Below are 16,493 nucleotides of genomic sequence, written 5' to 3'. Positions count from 1 at the left end.
ACCGCCGTGCGGTCGCCGATCGTCACCCCGCCGGTGTGACATTGGCCGGGTGCGGGTGCGGGTGCGGGTGCGGGTGCGGTGGCGTCAGTGCCAGCGGAAGAACCGAGCCGCAGCCGACCCGAGCAGAACCGTCCACACGACGAGGACCGCCACGGCACCGAGCGGGATGGTCCCGTCGAGGAGGGCGCTGCGCATGGCCTCGCCGAGAGCACCCGACGGCAGGAGGCTCACGACGCTCCCGAGAGCGCCCGGCAGCCGGTCTGCTGGCAGGAGCACACCGCCACCCACCGTGAGGAGCACGAGCAGGACGTTGCCGAGCGCGAGGACGCCCTCTGCGCGCACGGTCCCGGCGAGGAGCATCGCGAGAGCCGTGAATGCCGCGGTGCCGAGCAGCACGGCCAGGAGCGCGAGAGGGACGCCGGTGCCGACCGGTCTCCACCCGAGCGCGAGGGCTGTGCCAGCGAGGACGACGATCTGCACGGCCTCGACGACGAGCACCCCGGCGACCTTCGCCGCCAGCAGTCCACCGCGGCCCAGGGGAGTCGTGGACATGAGCCGCAGGACGCCGTTGCGCCGGTCGAACGCGGTCGCGATGGCCTGCGACGTGAACGCGCAGCTCATCACGGCGAGGGCGAGGATCCCCGGCGTGACGAAGTCGATCCGGGAGGCGCCTCCGGTGTCGAGATCGATGATCGTCGTCCGGGTGAGCCCGAGGAGCAGGAGGACGGGCAGCAGGATCGTCACCATGAGCTGCTCGCCGTTGCGCAGGATCAGCGTCGTCTCGAAGACCGACTGGGCGAGGATCCGGTGGCGTGCGCTCGCGGCGCGCGGGGCGTCGCCCGGCTGCGGCGCTGCGCGCGACGGCCCGGGGTCATGGGTGGCGGTCATCGCAGCTGCCGTCCTGTGAGGTCGAGGAACACGTCCTCGAGCGTGCGGCGCCCTGACGCCAGGCCGGTGAGCAGGATGTCCTGGGAGGCGCACCACCGCGTGAGCTCGAGCAGCAGCGCGGGGGTCGCGGGTGCGGTGACGACGTAGCTCCCGGGACCCGAGGCGACGACGGCGTGCCCCAGGGCGGCGCCGAGCGACTCCAGGTCGAGGTCGGCCACGGTCTCGAAGGAGACGGACGCGGCGCCACCCGTGACGAGCTCGGCCGGAGACCCCTCGGCGATGACCGCTCCGTGGTCGAGGACGACGACATGGTCGGCGAGCGCCTCGGCCTCGTCCATGAGGTGGGTCGTCAGCACGATCCCGACGCCGTGGTCGCGCAGCTCGTGGACGAGCTCCCACACGGCGTGCCGGCTCTGCGGGTCGAGGCCCGCGCCCGGCTCGTCGAGGAAGACCACGTCCGGGCGTCCGACGATCGCCGCGGCGAGCGCCAACCGCTGACGCTGTCCGCCCGACAGCCGGCGCACCGTGGTGCGGGCGAAGCTCTCGAGGCCGAGCCGCTCGACGAGCTCGCCGACATCGAGGGGATCGGCGTACATCGCTGCGACGTGACGCAGCACCTGGAGCGCTCGGGCTGACGTGGGCAGCCCGCCGTCCTGGAGCATGACGCCCACCCGGGCGCGCAGCTCGGGTCCCTCCCGCGCCGGGTCCATGCCCAGCACCCGGACGGTCCCTGCGTCGGGGACGCGCAGACCCTCGCAGCACTCGATGGTCGTCGTCTTTCCCGCACCGTTGGGTCCGAGCACCGCGGTGACCTCACCCATCCGGGCGACGAGGTCGAGTCCGCGGACGATCTCGCGGCCGTCGTAGCGCTTGACGAGGCCGGTGATCTCGACCGCTGCGGGGGAGGGGGGCACGCTGCCCGAGTCTACGGGGCGGGGTGGGGACCTTGGCGGTCCCGCGCGGGTGTGATCCCGAGCACCGGCGGGGCGTGGCGGTGCGGCAGGTGAGGGTTTCCTTCCTTGCGGGAATCGATTTAGCCCACAAGGATGTTGCCTAATAGACGTGCCACCTGGGTGCGTCGACAGGCCGGTCATGGCTGCACGCAGTGGACGGAGGTGGCGGGATGAGTCTGGCAGCAGGAGCTCGCGTACCCAGCACCGACTCCGCGGCGGGCGACGAGTCGACGACCCGCGACCGCGTCCTGCGCCTCATCGTCGCTGAGGGACCGATCACCGCGGCGTCCCTCGCTGCGACGCTCCATCTCAGTGCTGCAGGCATCCGGCGTCACATCGGGTGCCTCGAGGAGACCGGGATGGTCGCCGTGCACGACGGCGGCCGCCGGTCCGGCACCCGGGGGCGACCAGCACGTGCCTACGTCGGCACCGAACGGGCTCACACGACGATGGCGGGGCAGTACCCGGACATCGCCGCACAGGCGCTGCACTTCCTCTCTGACGTCGCTGGCCCGGACGCCGTCGAGGAGTTCGCGGCCCGTCGCCTCGAAGGTTTCGAGGCGCGCTACGCCGAGAAGGTCACCGCGACCGACGTCCCCGGCCGGGTCGAGCAGCTGGCCGAGGCGCTGTCCGCCGACGGCTTCGCGGCGAGCGTCCGGCCCGTCAACGGCGCGATGACGCTCCAGCTGTGCCAGGGGCACTGCCCCGTGCAGCACGTCGCCGCAGAGTTCCCCCAGCTGTGCGACGCGGAGTCCAAGGTCTTCTCCCGTCTGCTCGGTTCTCACACCCAACGCCTCGTGACCCTCGCCTCCGGCGGGCACGTGTGCACCACCAACGTCCCCGTCACACCCGTGGAAGGAACACGATGAGCGCACCTACGCAGGACTCCAACGCTCCCGCAGTCGAGACCGACGAGGAGATCATCGCCTCGATCGGCTCCTACGAGTACGGCTGGCACGACAGCGACGCCGCCGGCTCGCTCGCGCGGCGCGGACTCGACGAGGACGTGGTGCGGAACATCTCGAGCCTCAAGAACGAGCCGGAGTGGATGCTCAAGCTCCGCCTCAAGTCCTTGAAGCTCTTCGAGAAGAAGCCCATGCCGAACTGGGGCAGCGACCTCTCGGGCATCGACTTCGACAACATCAAGTACTTCGTGCGGTCGACGGAGAAGCAGGCGACCACCTGGGAAGAGCTGCCCGAGGACATCAAGGCGACGTACGACCGCCTGGGCATCCCGGAGGCGGAGAAGCAGCGCCTCGTCTCGGGCGTCGCAGCCCAGTACGAGTCGGAGGTCGTCTACCACCAGATCCGTGAGGACCTCGAGGAGCAGGGCGTCATCTTCGTCGACACCGACACCGGTCTGCGCGAGTACCCCGAGATCTTCGAGCAGTACTTCGGCTCGGTCATCCCCGCGGGCGACAACAAGTTCGCGGCGCTCAACACCGCGGTGTGGTCCGGTGGCTCCTTCGTCTACGTCCCTCCGGGCGTGCACGTCGAGATCCCGCTCCAGGCGTACTTCCGGATCAACACCGAGAACATGGGCCAGTTCGAGCGGACGCTGATCATCGCTGACGAGGGCTCCTACGTGCACTACGTCGAAGGCTGCACGGCGCCGATCTACCAGAGCGACTCGCTGCACTCCGCGGTCGTGGAGATCATCGTCAAGAAGAACGCTCGCGTGCGCTACACGACCATCCAGAACTGGTCGAACAACGTCTACAACCTCGTCACCAAGCGCGCCACGGCCGCCGAGGGCGCGACGATGGAGTGGGTCGACGGCAACATCGGCTCCAAGGTGACGATGAAGTACCCGGCGATCTACCTCATGGGCGAGCACGCCCGTGGTGAGACGCTCTCCATCGCCTTCGCGGGCGAGGGCCAGCACCAGGACGCTGGCGCCAAGATGGTGCACGCCGCCCCCCACACGTCCTCGTCGATCGTCTCGAAGTCGGTCGCTCGCGGCGGTGGACGCACGTCCTACCGAGGCCTTGTCCAGGTCCTCGAGGGCGCCAAGCACTCCGCGTCCAACGTGCTCTGCGACGCGCTCCTCGTCGACCAGATCTCCCGCTCCGACACGTACCCGTACGTCGACGTCCGCGAGGACGACGTGTCGATGGGTCACGAGGCGACCGTCTCGCGCGTCAGCGAGGACCAGCTGTTCTACCTCATGTCCCGAGGCATGGCGGAGACCGAGGCCATGGCCATGATCGTGCGTGGGTTCGTCGAGCCCATCGCTCGTGAGCTGCCCATGGAGTACGCCCTCGAGCTCAACCGCCTCATCGAGCTCCAGATGGAAGGGTCCGTCGGCTGATGACCAGCTCTGCCCCCAGCACCACCACACCAGCCCCGGAGGGCGGTCTGACGACCGACCACTCACGCGCGGTCGCCGACGGCGCACACTCGCACGGCACCGGCGGGACGCCCCAGGGATCCCGCGCCGAGCGCGTGACGTCGTTCGACCTCGCGACGATCGGCGTGCCCACCGGGCGCGAGGAGGAGTGGCGCTTCTCACCCGTGGGCCGGCTCGCGCCGCTCTTCGACGCCAACCTCGCGTCGCTCGGTGTCCGGACGACCGTCGTCGAGGCGCACGAGGTCTCCGTGCAGATCGTCGGGCGTGACGACGCACGGCTCGGCCTGGCCGGGCGCCCCGGCGACCGCACCGCGGTCACGGCGTGGAACGCCGTCAAGGAGGCGACGATCGTCACGATCCCCGCCGAGGCCGTCGCCTCGGACGTGACGTCGATCCGCGTCGAGGGCATCGACACCACCCCGACGGCCTCCCACCTGCTCATCCACGCCCAGGCGATGAGCGAGTCCGTCGTCCTCCTCGACCACGTGGGGACCGCGACGCTGTCCGAAACCGTGGAGATCGTCGCCGAGGACGGCGCCCACCTCACCCTCGTGAGCGTCCAGGACTGGTCCGCCGGTGCCGTGCACGCGAGCTCGCACCGCATCCGCATCGGACGCGACGCGAAGGTCAAGCACGTCGTCGTGACGCTCGGCGGCGACGTCGTGCGCGTGACCCCGGACGCGGAGTTCGTCGGCGAGGGCGGTGAGGTCGAGATGGTGGGCCTGTACTTCGCCGACGCCGGTCAGCACCAGGAGCACCGCTTGTTCGTCGACCACGCCGTCCCGCGCTGCAAGTCCCGTGTGACGTACAAGGGTGCGCTGCAGGGCCAGGAGGCGCACACGGTCTGGGTGGGCGACGTGCTCATCCGCGCCGCCGCCGAGGGGACCGACACCTACGAGCTCAACCGCAACCTCGTCCTGTCGGACGGTGCGCGCGCGGACTCGGTGCCGAACCTCGAGATCGAGACGGGTGTCATCGAGGGGGCCGGCCACGCGAGCGCGACCGGACGCTTCGACGACGAGCAGCTGTTCTACCTGCAGGCCCGCGGCATCCCCGAGGCCGACGCGCGTCGGCTCGTCGTGCGCGGGTTCTTCGCCGAGCTCATCCAGGAGATCGGGGTGGCCTCCGTCGAGGAGCGCCTGCTCGCCTCCATCGACGCCGAGCTGGCGAAGTCGATGAGCGTCATCGAGGGCGGCCTGCCCGCCGCGGCTGGCGCATGAGCGCCCAGCTTGCCTGCCTGACGACCGACGTGGCGCCGGAGACTGCGCTGCGCGTGGAGCTCGAGGGCGAGCGGGGAACCGTCGAGGTCGCGATCGTGCGTGACTCCGACGGCGACCTGCACGCCGTCTCGGACCTGTGCACCCACGGTGCTGTGTCGTTGTCCGAGGGCGAGGTCGAGGGTTGCTTCATCGAGTGCTGGTTGCACGGGTCGCAGTTCGACCTGCGCACCGGCCAGCCCACCGCACTGCCCGCCACGCGTCCCGTGGCCGTCTACCCCGTGAGCGTCGACGGCGAGCGAGTGCTCGTCGACGTCGACGCCCCCCTGTCGTCTTCCTAGGAGATCAGAATGTCCACGCTTGAAATCCGCGACCTGCACGTGAGCGTCGAGACCAAGGAGGGCCCCAAGCCGATCCTCCGCGGCGTCGACCTGACCATCAACAGCGGCCACACGCACGCCATCATGGGCCCCAACGGCTCGGGCAAGTCCACCCTCGCGTACTCCCTCGCCGGGCACCCGAAGTACGAGGTCACCGGTGGGACGGTCACGCTCGACGGCGCCGACGTCCTCGCCATGAGCGTCGACGAGCGCGCCCGCGCGGGCATGTTCCTCGCGATGCAGTACCCCGTCGAGGTGCCGGGTGTCTCGGTCTCGAACTTCCTCCGCACGGCCAAGACGGCGATCGACGGCCAGGCGCCGCCCCTGCGGAGCTGGGTCAAGGACATGAAGGGCGCCATGGAGGCGCTACGCATGGACCCGTCCTTCGCGGAGCGCTCCGTCAACGAAGGCTTCTCCGGTGGTGAGAAGAAGCGCCACGAGATCCTCCAGATGGAGCTGCTCAAGCCGAAGATGGCCATCCTCGACGAGACCGACTCCGGCCTCGACGTCGACGCGTTGCGCGTCGTGTCCGAGGGCGTCAACCGGGTCAAGGCGAGCGGCGACGTCGGCGTGCTGCTCATCACGCACTACACGCGCATCCTGCGGTACATCACCCCGGACTTCGTGCACGTCTTCGTCGACGGGCGCATCGCCGAGGAGGGCGGCCCCGAGCTCGCCCAGCGCCTCGAGAACGAGGGCTACGACCGGTTCCTCACCACCGCGACCGCCTGAGCGTCACGCGTCAGCACGACTGCAGCACACGAGATGGTGGTGACCCGTCCGCGGGTCACCACCAGAAGCGAGGGACGATGACCGCCACCGACCTGGGACGGCCCGCAGCGCTGAGCGCCGCGGAGCTCGCCGCCGTGCGCGCCGACTTCCCGCTGCTCGCGCGGACGGTGCGCGGTGACCGTCCCCTCGTGTACCTCGACTCGGGTGCCACCTCCCAGAAGCCCGACCCCGTGCTCGATGCGGAGCAGGACTTCTACCTCGAGCGCAACGCCGCGGTGCACCGGGGTGCGCACCAGCTCGCCGAAGAGGCGACCGAGGCGTTCGAGGCCGCGCGTCGGGCCGTCGCCACCTTCGTGGGGGCGGACGAGGGCGAGATCGTCTGGACGACGAACGCCACGGCCGGGATCAATCTCGTCGCGTACGCGTTCTCCAACGCCACCGCAGGACGCGGGGGAGAGGCCGCGCGCCGGTTCGCCCTCGCCCCGGGCGACGAGATCGTCGTCACCGAGGCGGAGCACCACGCCAACCTCGTCCCGTGGCAGGAGCTCGCTGCGCGGACAGGTGCCGTGGTCCGCTGGATCGAGGTCGACGACGACGGTCGGCTGCGGACGGAGCAGCTGGCCTCGGTGGTCACGGAGCGCACGCGGATCCTCGCGTTCACCCACGCGTCGAACGTCACCGGAGCGGTGACCGACGTCGCGCCGTTCGTCGAGCGTGCCCGCGCGGTCGGCGCGGTCACCGTGCTCGACGCCTGCCAGAGCGTCCCGCACATGCCGGTGGACCTGCACGCCCTCGGCGTGGACTTCGCGGCGTTCTCCGGCCACAAGATGCTCGGACCCACAGGTGTCGGCGCGCTCTACGGGCGCCGGGAGCTGCTCGAGGCGATGCCGCCGGTGACCACCGGCGGCTCGATGGTCGAGGTCGTCACGATGACCTCGACGACGTACGCGCCCCCACCGCAGCGGTTCGAGGCCGGTACCCAGATGGTCGCCCAGGCCGTCGGGATGGGCGCCGCCGCGACGTACCTCGCGGACCTCGGCATGGAGGCGGTCGCAGCGCACGAGCGCGAGCTCGCTGCCGAGCTGTTGCAGATCGCCCACATCCCGGGTGTCCGGGTCATCGGTCCGCTCGACACGACGAACAGGCTCGCTGCCGTCTCGTTCGTCGTCGACGGTGTGCATGCCCACGACGTCGGGCAGATGCTCGACGACGCCGGCATCGCGGTCCGGGTGGGGCACCACTGCGCGCAGCCGCTGCACCGCCGGTTCGGCATCGCCGCGACGGCCCGCGCCTCCGCGTCCGTCTACACGACCGTCGACGAGATCCGGGTGTTCCGGGAATCGTTGGCGGGTGTCCGGGCGTTCTTCGGACTGACTGACAAGGACGGTGATGCATGACCAGCTCGATGCAGCAGCTCTACCAGCAGGTGATCCTCGACCACTCGCGCACCCCCCACGGGCGCGGCCTCGTCGAGTCCGATCCGGCGGCGCTGGCCGCGGAGTCGCACCAGGTGAACCCGACCTGCGGCGACGAGGTGACGATGCGCGTGCAGTTCACGCAGGACGAGTCTGGCGTCACGCGCGTCGAGCGCGTGAGCTGGGAGGGCCAGGGATGCAGCATCTCGCAGGCCTCGTTGTCCGTCCTCACGGAGCTCGTCACCGGCAAGGACGTCGCCGAGAGCGAGCACGTCGCGTCCGTCTTCCGTGACCTCATGTCCTCCCGCGGGAAGGGCCTCGACGGGGACCTCGAGGAGCAGCTCGGTGACGGAGCCGCATTCACCGGCGTCTCCCAGTTCCCGGCGCGCATCAAGTGCGCGCTCCTCGGGTGGGCCGCCCTGCGGGACACCTTCGCGCGTACCGGGGTCCTGTCGGACTCCCCGGCCCGCTCCACCTCGTCCAGCCACAGCTGACCTCCCAAGGAGACCCCATGACCAGTGACACGACGAACGGCGCCGCGACCGCCGACGCACCCACGAACGTCGCCGACGTCGAGGAGGCCCTCCGGGACGTCATCGACCCCGAGCTCGGGATCAACGTCGTCGACCTCGGGCTCATCTACGGGCTGGTCCTCGACCAGAACAACCACGTGGTCATCGACATGACGCTCACGTCTGCGGCGTGCCCGCTGACCGACGTCATCGAGGACCAGGCCGGCCAGGCGCTCGAGGGCGTCGTCGACGGGTTCCGCATCAACTGGGTGTGGATGCCGCCGTGGGGCCCGGAGAAGATCACCCAGGACGGCAAGGACCAGCTGCGGGCCCTGGGCTTCAACGTCTGACGCCGCCTGCCACCAGGACCACGAACGCGCTGCTCGTCGACGACGGGCGGCGCGTTCGGCGTTGCGCACGGCCTCCGGCAGCAGCACGCTCCTTCGGTGGTGCCGCTCGGACTGCTCAGCGCCGGGGAATGCCGCCCCTCAGAGCGTCGTGGCCTCGAGGGCGTTGCACTGATCGAACGTGCCGCCCTCGTAGCCAGTCGTGAACCACTGCTGGCGCTGCTCCGCGGACCCGTGGGTCCAGGACTCGGGGTTCACCCCACCGCCGGACGCTTCCTGGATACGGTCGTCGCCGACCGCCTCCGCCGCCGAGAGCGCGTCCGCCAGCTGCTCGGGCGTGATCGGCTCGAGGAACGGTGCGCCCGTCTCCGGGTCGATCGTCCGCGACGCGTTGCCCACCCACATCCCCGCCAGGCAGTCGGCCATGAGCTCGATCCGCACGGAGTCGGACTCCGGCCCGCTGCCGGAGCGGTCCGCCCCTGCCATGACCCCGGTGATCTGCTCGATGTGATGGCCCACCTCGTGCGCGACGACGTACTGCTCGGCCAGCGGTCCACCGGACGCACCGAACTGGTCACGGAGCACCGCGAAGAAGCTCGTGTCGACGTAGACCGTCTCGTCGGCGGGGCAGTAGAACGGACCGGTGGCACTCGTCGCCGAGCCGCACCCCGTCCCCACCGACGACGACGTGACGGACACGGCGTCGGGGACCGTGTACGCGACGCCCGTCTGCTCGGGGAGCGTGGTCGCCCAGTAGGCGTCGAGCGCCTCGAGGGTCCAGCCGTAACGGCACTCGGAGTCCGTGTTCGCGCGGTCCGCGGTCTCGCAGCCGGTGAGGTCGGTCCCCTGCTGTGCCTGCCCGCCGTCGTCCTGGGAGACGAGCCCCGTGAGGTCCACCCCGAGCAGCTGGGCGATGACGAACAGGGCGATGGCGCCGAGCCCGCCACCCACGGCGATGCCACCGGTGCGGGCGCCTCCTGAACGACGTTGGACACGGTTGCTGTCGAAGGATCCACCTTCTCGGAACGTCATGGACCGGAGGTTACCTGTCGTCGCGGTTGCTGGCGCGACGGACCGGTCGCACAGGAACGTCCCCCGCACCGGTACCCGGACCGTCCTCTGGCCCGGTAGGCGCGGGGGGCTCGTCGGACCCGTCGAGGATGCCGCGCGCCGCGAGGGCGTCGCCCGTCATGTGGGCGCGCGCGACGGTCCGGAGCACGAACGGCACGAGCAACGCGCGGGGACTGCGTTCGAGACCGCGGGCCTTCGCGGCGGACCGTACGTCCTGCGTCACGGTGATGAGCGCAGGGATGGTGCGCAGCATGAGCGCGATGGCGAGCGCGAGGGCCTGCGGGTCCAGGCCCACGCGACGCAGCGGCGCTGCTGCCCGGACGAGCGTGTCGATCATCCGGTCGGTGCGCGTCGTGGCGGTCACGACGGTGGCGAGGACGACGAGTGTGACGAGCGTCCCGGCGGTCACGGCGCCGTGGTGCCAGCCTCGTGCCCACCACTGGTAGACCCCGAGGAGGGCGCTCAGGACGAGGATCGGCGCGAGGGAGCGGATGGTCCGGCGCAGCGGCAGGCGCGCGACGACGACGAGGGCGATCGCGGCGAGGAGCGCCCCGGCCACCACGGCAGGCTCGTCGGCGAGGGTCAGTGCCACCGAGACGACGAGCAGGGCGACGAACTTGGCGCCTGCCGGGGCGGAGTGCAGCCACGAGGTTCCGGGGGTGTAGATGCCCAGGGGGCCGGACCACGGCGGCCGAGCGGCCCGACGACGGCGCGTCATACGTCGTCGGCCGTGGTCCAGCGCTGCGTCATGAGCTCCCGGTAGTAGGAGACAGCGGGCCCGGGCGCGCCGTCGAACACCACTGCCGCGCGGTCGACGACGAGCACCCGGTCGGCGCGCAGCGCGGCGTCGAGGTCGTGCGTGACCTGCAGCACCTGCTGGTCGACGCTCGCGAGGAGCTCGTCGACGTACGTCCGCCAACGCAGGTCGAGCAGGGTCGTCGGCTCGTCGCACACGAGGATCCGGGGTTGCGTCGCGAGCACGCCCGCCAGGGCGAGGAGCTGCTTCTGCCCCCCGGACAACGCGTGGACGCTCACGTCCGCGAGGTGGCCGAGCGAGAAGCGCTCGAGGATCTCCCGGGCGCGCACCTCGCGCTCACGTCCGGGGATCCCCAGCCGACGCAGAGACAGGCCCACGTCTTCGACCGGCGTGGGCATGACAAGCTGGGCGTCGGCGTCGCTGAACACGAATCCGACCATCCGCCGCACACGGGCGCCGTCGTCGTGGGAGTCGAGCCCGTGCACCCGGACGTACCCGGTGGTCGGCACCGCGAGCCCGTTGACGAGTCGCGCGAGGGTCGACTTCCCCGAGCCGTTCGCGCCGATCACGGCGATCCGGCGCTCGTCGAGCGTGAGCGTCGTGGGGGCAAGGATCGTGATCTCGTCGGGTGCGGCGCCGCGTGCGGAGCGACCTCCTGTCCCACGGACGACGACGCTCACGTCGTCGAACTCGATCACGAGGTCACGGCCGTCACGGGCGACGGGTGCGACGCGGCCGGAGGTCGGGGAACGCCCGCAGGACAGCGGTCGCCACGATGGCCGCCACGGCGCTCTTGATGAGGTCACCGGGGATGAAGACCGCATCGGAGACGACGGCCTCGGTGAAGGACTGGTTCGCGTGCCACATCCACCCGAGGATGCCGAGCGGGTGGATGGTGAGCATGCTCGCGACGACGCAGGACGCGAACGTCAGGCCGGTCTGCGCGGCGCGGCTCGCGCTCGCCGGGATCCGGGCCACGAGGGCGCCCACGATCATCGCAGCGAGGGGGAACGCAGCGATATACCCGGCGGACGGGGTGAGGAACACGCCAGGCCCGGAGCGTCCCTGGGAGAAGATCGGGACGCCAGCCACCGCGACGGCGATGTAGAGCAGCACCGCGAGGGCAGCGCGCCGCCAGCCGAGGACCGCGCCGGTGAGCATGATGGCGAACGTCTGGAGCGTGATCGGCACCATCGACCCGCCGACGTTGATCGCGGGAAGGATCGCGCACACGGCGATGAGCGCCGCGAAGGTCGCGATGAGGGCGATGTTCGTCGCGGGGGAGGAACGGACGATCTCCCGGCGCACCGGCCCCTGCGCGTCGTGCTGAGCCGCGGGGTGTGGATCGTCTGGCGTCGGGCTGCTCGGCGCCGGGCTGTGGGGGGTCGTCGATTGTGCGCGTGCCGTGTCCTTCATCGCGTCTCCCATGGGACTCGGGGCCCTCCGCTCGTGCGGGACGTGCGCGGATCACACGTGTGATCGGTGCAGCTGGTGCCTGGTGAAGGCTATCGACCGATAGAATCGGTGGCGTTTGTGCCCGCCCCCAACACTTGTGGGCATCCTACGGAGGAAACCTCAGTGATCACTGCTCACGCCGTCGAACTACGCTTCGGCGCCCGGGTGCTCCTGGAAGAGGCTTCTTTTCGCATCGCGCCGGGCGACCGGATCGGTCTCGTCGGGCGCAACGGCGCCGGCAAGACGACCCTGACGAAGACCCTCGCGGGAGAGACGCTCCCCACCAAGGGCCAGATCACCCGCACGGGTGACATCGGCTACCTTCCCCAGGACCCGCGGACCGGCGACATGGAGATGATCGCCATGGACCGGGTCCTCTCGGCCCGCAACCTCGACAAGCTCGTGCGGCAGATGCGTGAGACCGAGGGCGCGATGGCGAGCGCCGACGAGGAGACCCAGCTCGCGGCGATGGAGCGGTACCCGGCGCTCGAGGAGCGCTTCACCGCTGCTGGCGGGTACGCCGCGGAGAGCGAGGCCGAGCGCATCGCCTCCAACCTCGGCCTCGACGAGCGTGTGCTCTCCCAGCAGATCGGGACACTCTCCGGCGGTCAGCGACGCCGGGTCGAGCTCGCCCGCATCCTCTTCTCGGGCGTCGGCACGCTGCTGCTCGACGAGCCCACGAACCACCTCGACGCCGACTCCATCGTCTGGTTGCGCGAGTACCTCAAGAGCTACGCCGGCGGCTTCGTCGTCATCAGCCACGACAACGAGCTCATGCGAGCCACCGTCAACAAGGTGTTCCACCTGGACGCCAACCGCGGAGAGCTCGACCAGTACAACCTCGGCTGGGACGCCTACCTCCTGCAGCGGGAGACGGACGAGCGCCGCCGCCGCCGCGAGCGGACCAACGCCGAGAAGAAGGCGTCGGTGCTGCTCGTGCAGGCCGAGAAGATGCGCGCGAAGGCCACCAAGGCCGTCGCAGCCCAGAACATGATCCGCCGCGCGGAGCGCATGCTCAGCTCTCTCGAGGGCGAGCGCGCGAGCGACAAGGTGGCCAAGCTGCGGTTCCCGACTCCCGCCCCCTGCGGGCGCACGCCCCTGACAGCCTCGGGTCTGAGCAAGGTCTACGGCTCCCAGGAGGTGTTCACCGGGGTCGACCTGGCGATCGACCGCGGCAGCCGCGTCGTGATCCTCGGCCTCAACGGTGCGGGGAAGACGACGCTGCTGCGCATCCTGGCGGGCGTCGAGGAGCCGAACTCCGGCGAGGTGCACCCGGGGCACGGGCTCAAGCTCGGGTACTACGCCCAGGAGCACGAGACCCTCGACATGAACCTCACAGTCGTGGAGAACCTGCGTCACAGCGCCCCGGACCTCACCGACGGCGAGGTGCGCTCGACCCTGGGGTCCTTCCTGTTCTCCGGTGACGACGCGAACAAGCCCACGAAGGTGCTCTCCGGCGGTGAGAAGACGCGTCTCGCGCTCGCTGCCCTCGTCGTGTCCTCGGCGAACGTGCTGCTCCTGGACGAGCCGACGAACAACCTCGACCCGGCATCCCGCGCCGAGATCCTCGGGGCGCTGAAGAGCTACGAAGGCGCCGTCGTCATGGTCACCCACGACCACGGCGCGGTGGAGGCGCTCGCCCCCGAGCGGGTGCTGCTCCTGCCCGACGGCGACGAGGACCTGTGGAACGACGGCTACGCGGAGCTCATCGAGCTCGCCTGACCCCGGCTGCCGCACAGCTGGCGCGAGCCGCGTCAGCTGTGCGCACGAGCACGGTCAGCGGGCGCGGTGCGAGGCGATGAGGTCGTCCTCGTCGTCCTCCGCCGACCGTCCGCGCCCACGTCCGGGGCCGCTGCCGCGCCCGGCGTGCGAGGGGTCGGCGAACGGGTGCGGGGCCCCGTCCAGGTCGGCGAGGACCTGCTCGTGCTTCTCCCGGCGCACGAGCACGACCGCCCCGATGCCGGCACCTGCCGCGAAGACCCACCACTGGAAGGCGTAGGACAGGTGGGAGCGCGGGTCGGTGTCGGGCTCGGGCAGCGGGCGCGGGGCGTCAGACGGAGCGGGCTCCTCCGTGGCGAGCGCACCGTAGGCACCGTACGTCGCACCTTCCGCCCAGCCCGCCCCGTCCGGACCCGCCTCGAGCACCTGCGCGGTGTTGATCGCCTGGACCTGGCCGAGCGGTGCGCCCCGCGACGAGGGGGCTTCGTCCGCGCGGAGCCGCACGACGATCTCGACCTCTCCGGAGGGCGGCAGCGGCATGTCCGCGCCCGTCGTGTCGCTCCGGTACTGCGACCATCCCCGGTTGACGACGAGCACGGTTCCCGAGTCCGTGACGAACGGGACGAGGACGTGCACGGCCGGCTGGCTGTCGACCGGACGGTTGCGCAGCAGCACGGTCGCCTCGGGGACATAGGTACCGCGCACCCGCACCGGCCGCCACACGTCGTCGTCGTCGACGGGTGAACCCACGTCGGGCAACAGCTCGGCGAGGTCCACGGGCTCCGCCGCGTAGTTGGAGGTGATGAGGTCGATCGCGGCGTCGCGCGCGACGTGCCGGTTCCACTGCCACCAGCCAGCGAGCACGCACACCGTCATGACGAGCGCGACGACGGACCAGAGGGTCACCCATTGCAACGGTGTGCGGGCGGGAGCGGGGGCGGGCGAGGTCAAGGCGTCGGGAACCGCTCGAGGTCGGTGACGGGCACGGTGCTGCGCAGGAACCCACGAGCTCCGAGGAAGGTCTCGAGGTGCTCGCGGTGGTCGCCGCACGCCAGCCACACCTTGCGGCGCTCGGGGGTGTGCAGCTTCGGGTTGTTCCACAGCAGACCCCACGAGGCGTCGGAGCGGCATCCCTTCGAGCTGCACACGAGGTCGTCGTCGGAGACAGGGTCTGCCAGACCCAGGAGGTCAACCACTGCGGTCCGTCCTGTCGTCGTGCGGGCTGGTGTCGTGCGTCGTCGTGCCGGGCGTCGCGCCGTCGGGCGGAGCCGTGGCATGGGACGGCAGCTGACGGTACTCCATGGGTGCGGGTGCGACGGAGCGCCGCGGACGGCCCGAGTTGGCGTCGATGACCGCGAAGTACGGCAGGAGGACCGCTCCCGCGAGCAGGACCCACATGAGCGGTCCGTCGACGAAGACGGCTCCCGCGAAGCACGCCATGCGGATGGCCATCTGGATGAGGTAGCGCTTCGCCCGACGGGACTGGTCGTCGGCGAGCGACTCCGTGGCGGACGTGATGCTGTGCACCTCGACCGTCGCGCCCCCGCCAGTGCGGGGCCCGGAATGCCCGGCGCCACGAATCTTCACGCTGCCGAGTTTACGCCGGGTGTCTGGGCAGGCTCTGGGAGCAGGGGGACCGATGCTGTGACTCCCAGCACGTCCACGGGACCACCAGCCCTCCCCGGGGTGCGTCGCTTTGGAGGTTTCCCACGACCTGGGTCCGCGCAGTCGTGGGTCGACCCCTGAGCGTTCGGCACCGCCGTCGGCTACCGTTTTTATGCGGCGACGGAGGAGCTCCCCGCGCGCACCCCACTTGCTGCCTGTGTATGGAGGAAACCTGTGACTGCCGCTGAGGACACCACCAGGACGGCCCGTGTCGTCCTCGTGACCGGCGCGAACCGAGGCATCGGCCGCGCCATCGCCGAGCGTTTTGTCGCTGCGGGGGACCGCGTCGCCACCATCTACCGCAGCGGCGAGCTGCCCGAGGGTGTCTTCGGCGCGGTCGCCGACATCACCGACACTGCGGCCGTCGACGCTGCCTTCACGGCCATCGAGGCCGAGCTCGGACCCGTCGAGGTGCTCGTCGCCAACGCGGGGATCACCAAGGACCAGCTCCTCATGCGGATGACCGACGAGGAGTTCGAGAGCGTCGTCGACGTCAACCTCACGGGCACGTTCCGTTGCGTGCGCCGGGCGTCGAAGGGCATGATCCGGCTGCGCCGCGGCCGCATCATCCTCGTGTCGTCCGTGGTCGGACTGTACGGCGGCGCGGGTCAGGTCAACTACGCCGCCTCCAAGGCCGCCCTCATCGGGATGGCACGCTCCGTCGCCCGGGAGCTCGGCGCCCGCAACATCACGGCGAACGTCGTCGCACCCGGGTTCATCGACACGGACATGACGGCCCAGCTCCCGCAGGAGCGGCAGGACGCGTACAAGGCGATGATCCCGGCTGGTCGCTTCGCGCTGCCCGCCGAGGTGGCGGGCGCTGTGGAGTTCCTCGCGTCCCCCGACGCCGGGTACATCAACGGCGCGGTCATCCCGGTCGACGGCGGCCTCGGCATGGGTCACTGACCGCACCACCTTCGCACGGGCGTGGCCCGCGTCCCGGGAGGGGCGTCAGCGCTGCACGCCCGCCCACGTATATTCGGACGATGCGCACGGCTTGTTCCTCGCGCAGCGAGCTGACACGTGCACCAC

At 70.7% G+C, this 16,493-nt stretch carries 19 protein-coding genes; 10 read left to right on the top strand and 9 right to left on the bottom strand.

Annotated elements, in window-relative coordinates:
- Positions 1-84: 84 nt before the first annotated feature.
- Both AC54T1_RS13325 and AC54T1_RS13320 read right to left on the bottom strand, forming a co-directional pair.
- Positions 85-888, bottom strand: coding sequence for an ABC transporter permease (locus tag AC54T1_RS13325; RefSeq protein ID WP_484344269.1), 804 nt, complete (start codon positions 886-888; stop codon positions 85-87).
- A complete protein-coding gene (locus AC54T1_RS13320) occupies positions 885-1,802 on the bottom strand; it encodes an ABC transporter ATP-binding protein (protein ID WP_496912233.1) in 918 nt (305 codons plus the stop codon). Before AC54T1_RS13320 ends, AC54T1_RS13325 begins: the two co-directional genes overlap by 4 nt.
- 209 nt (positions 1,803-2,011) lie before the next feature.
- Here AC54T1_RS13320 and AC54T1_RS13315 point away from each other — a divergent pair, with 209 nt between their 5' ends.
- From AC54T1_RS13315 to AC54T1_RS13280, 8 genes are all read left to right on the top strand, one after another.
- Positions 2,012-2,710 carry a helix-turn-helix transcriptional regulator gene (locus AC54T1_RS13315; protein WP_484344271.1) on the top strand — a complete coding sequence of 233 codons (699 nt, stop codon included), beginning with the start codon at positions 2,012-2,014 and terminating at the stop codon, positions 2,708-2,710.
- Positions 2,707-4,152 (top strand): Fe-S cluster assembly protein SufB, encoded by a 1,446-nt coding sequence (sufB, locus tag AC54T1_RS13310; protein ID WP_484344272.1) that lies wholly within the window; start codon positions 2,707-2,709, stop codon positions 4,150-4,152. The genes AC54T1_RS13315 and sufB overlap by 4 nt, the downstream gene beginning before the upstream one ends.
- The gene (sufD, locus tag AC54T1_RS13305) at positions 4,152-5,411 is read left to right on the top strand and encodes a Fe-S cluster assembly protein SufD (RefSeq protein WP_484344273.1); all 1,260 of its coding nucleotides are present in this window, start codon (positions 4,152-4,154) and stop codon (positions 5,409-5,411) included. Before sufB ends, sufD begins: the two co-directional genes overlap by 1 nt.
- On the top strand, positions 5,408-5,749 hold the full coding sequence (locus AC54T1_RS13300) for a non-heme iron oxygenase ferredoxin subunit (protein ID WP_484344274.1): 342 nt from the start codon (positions 5,408-5,410) through the stop codon (positions 5,747-5,749). The genes sufD and AC54T1_RS13300 overlap by 4 nt, the downstream gene beginning before the upstream one ends.
- Before the next feature lie 9 nt (positions 5,750-5,758).
- Complete coding sequence (gene sufC, locus AC54T1_RS13295) at positions 5,759-6,520, top strand: Fe-S cluster assembly ATPase SufC (RefSeq protein ID WP_484344275.1); 762 nt, start codon at positions 5,759-5,761, stop codon at positions 6,518-6,520.
- Between the two features lie 77 nt (positions 6,521-6,597).
- A complete protein-coding gene (locus tag AC54T1_RS13290; protein ID WP_484344276.1) occupies positions 6,598-7,917 on the top strand; it encodes a SufS family cysteine desulfurase in 1,320 nt (439 codons plus the stop codon).
- On the top strand, positions 7,914-8,429 hold the full coding sequence (gene sufU, locus AC54T1_RS13285) for a Fe-S cluster assembly sulfur transfer protein SufU (protein WP_496912232.1): 516 nt from the start codon (positions 7,914-7,916) through the stop codon (positions 8,427-8,429). Before AC54T1_RS13290 ends, sufU begins: the two co-directional genes overlap by 4 nt.
- 17 nt (positions 8,430-8,446) lie before the next feature.
- Entirely contained in the window at positions 8,447-8,797 is a 351-nt protein-coding gene (locus AC54T1_RS13280) for a metal-sulfur cluster assembly factor (protein WP_484344278.1), read from the top strand.
- 138 nt (positions 8,798-8,935) lie between these two features.
- Here AC54T1_RS13280 and ypfJ read toward each other — a convergent pair whose 3' ends face one another.
- The 4 genes from ypfJ to AC54T1_RS13260 are packed head-to-tail and all read right to left on the bottom strand — an operon-like array spanning position 8,936 to position 12,038.
- A complete protein-coding gene (gene ypfJ, locus AC54T1_RS13275; protein WP_496912231.1) occupies positions 8,936-9,826 on the bottom strand; it encodes a KPN_02809 family neutral zinc metallopeptidase in 891 nt (296 codons plus the stop codon).
- A gap of 10 nt (positions 9,827-9,836) precedes the next feature.
- Entirely contained in the window at positions 9,837-10,583 is a 747-nt protein-coding gene (locus tag AC54T1_RS13270; protein WP_496912230.1) for a CbiQ family ECF transporter T component, read from the bottom strand.
- Entirely contained in the window at positions 10,580-11,320 is a 741-nt protein-coding gene (locus AC54T1_RS13265; RefSeq protein ID WP_496912229.1) for an energy-coupling factor ABC transporter ATP-binding protein, read from the bottom strand. The genes AC54T1_RS13270 and AC54T1_RS13265 overlap by 4 nt, the downstream gene beginning before the upstream one ends.
- A gap of 13 nt (positions 11,321-11,333) precedes the next feature.
- Entirely contained in the window at positions 11,334-12,038 is a 705-nt protein-coding gene (locus AC54T1_RS13260; protein WP_496912228.1) for a biotin transporter BioY, read from the bottom strand.
- 162 nt (positions 12,039-12,200) lie between these two features.
- Here AC54T1_RS13260 and AC54T1_RS13255 point away from each other — a divergent pair, with 162 nt between their 5' ends.
- Positions 12,201-13,799, top strand: coding sequence for an ABC-F family ATP-binding cassette domain-containing protein (locus AC54T1_RS13255; RefSeq protein WP_484344299.1), 1,599 nt, complete (start codon positions 12,201-12,203; stop codon positions 13,797-13,799).
- Positions 13,800-13,853: 54 nt separating this feature from the next.
- Here the strand turns inward: AC54T1_RS13255 and AC54T1_RS13250 are convergent, their stop codons facing one another.
- Genes AC54T1_RS13250 through AC54T1_RS13240 form a run of 3 tightly spaced genes read right to left on the bottom strand, consistent with a single transcriptional unit; the run spans position 13,854 to position 15,383 of the window.
- A complete protein-coding gene (locus AC54T1_RS13250) occupies positions 13,854-14,702 on the bottom strand; it encodes an SURF1 family cytochrome oxidase biogenesis protein (protein ID WP_496912227.1) in 849 nt (282 codons plus the stop codon).
- Between the two features lie 41 nt (positions 14,703-14,743).
- Positions 14,744-14,992, bottom strand: a complete 249-nt coding sequence (locus AC54T1_RS13245; RefSeq protein WP_484344301.1) for a hypothetical protein — start codon at positions 14,990-14,992, stop codon at positions 14,744-14,746.
- Positions 14,985-15,383, bottom strand: coding sequence for a DUF3099 domain-containing protein (locus tag AC54T1_RS13240; protein WP_484344302.1), 399 nt, complete (start codon positions 15,381-15,383; stop codon positions 14,985-14,987). The genes AC54T1_RS13245 and AC54T1_RS13240 overlap by 8 nt, the downstream gene beginning before the upstream one ends.
- 252 nt (positions 15,384-15,635) lie before the next feature.
- Here AC54T1_RS13240 and AC54T1_RS13235 point away from each other — a divergent pair, with 252 nt between their 5' ends.
- Positions 15,636-16,367, top strand: coding sequence for a beta-ketoacyl-ACP reductase (locus AC54T1_RS13235; RefSeq protein ID WP_484344303.1), 732 nt, complete (start codon positions 15,636-15,638; stop codon positions 16,365-16,367).
- The last annotated feature ends 126 nt before the right edge of the window (positions 16,368-16,493 follow it).

The organism is Sanguibacter sp. Z41_6 (assembly GCF_059621145.1).
The sequence above is the reverse complement of the archived record's forward strand: the minus strand, read 5'-3'. Positions and strand labels throughout refer to the sequence as shown.

Coding starts and splice junctions, on each gene's coding strand:
- AC54T1_RS13325 (WP_484344269.1), bottom strand. CDS start 888: ATGACCGCCACCCATGACCCCGGGCCGTCGCGCGCAGCGCCGCAGCCG.
- ypfJ (WP_496912231.1), bottom strand. CDS start 9,826: ATGACGTTCCGAGAAGGTGGATCCTTCGACAGCAACCGTGTCCAACGT.
- sufD (WP_484344273.1), top strand. CDS start 4,152: ATGACCAGCTCTGCCCCCAGCACCACCACACCAGCCCCGGAGGGCGGT.
- AC54T1_RS13280 (WP_484344278.1), top strand. CDS start 8,447: ATGACCAGTGACACGACGAACGGCGCCGCGACCGCCGACGCACCCACG.
- AC54T1_RS13315 (WP_484344271.1), top strand. CDS start 2,012: ATGAGTCTGGCAGCAGGAGCTCGCGTACCCAGCACCGACTCCGCGGCG.
- AC54T1_RS13260 (WP_496912228.1), bottom strand. CDS start 12,038: ATGAAGGACACGGCACGCGCACAATCGACGACCCCCCACAGCCCGGCG.
- AC54T1_RS13290 (WP_484344276.1), top strand. CDS start 6,598: ATGACCGCCACCGACCTGGGACGGCCCGCAGCGCTGAGCGCCGCGGAG.
- sufC (WP_484344275.1), top strand. CDS start 5,759: ATGTCCACGCTTGAAATCCGCGACCTGCACGTGAGCGTCGAGACCAAG.
- sufU (WP_496912232.1), top strand. CDS start 7,914: ATGACCAGCTCGATGCAGCAGCTCTACCAGCAGGTGATCCTCGACCAC.
- sufB (WP_484344272.1), top strand. CDS start 2,707: ATGAGCGCACCTACGCAGGACTCCAACGCTCCCGCAGTCGAGACCGAC.
- AC54T1_RS13270 (WP_496912230.1), bottom strand. CDS start 10,583: ATGACGCGCCGTCGTCGGGCCGCTCGGCCGCCGTGGTCCGGCCCCCTG.
- AC54T1_RS13300 (WP_484344274.1), top strand. CDS start 5,408: ATGAGCGCCCAGCTTGCCTGCCTGACGACCGACGTGGCGCCGGAGACT.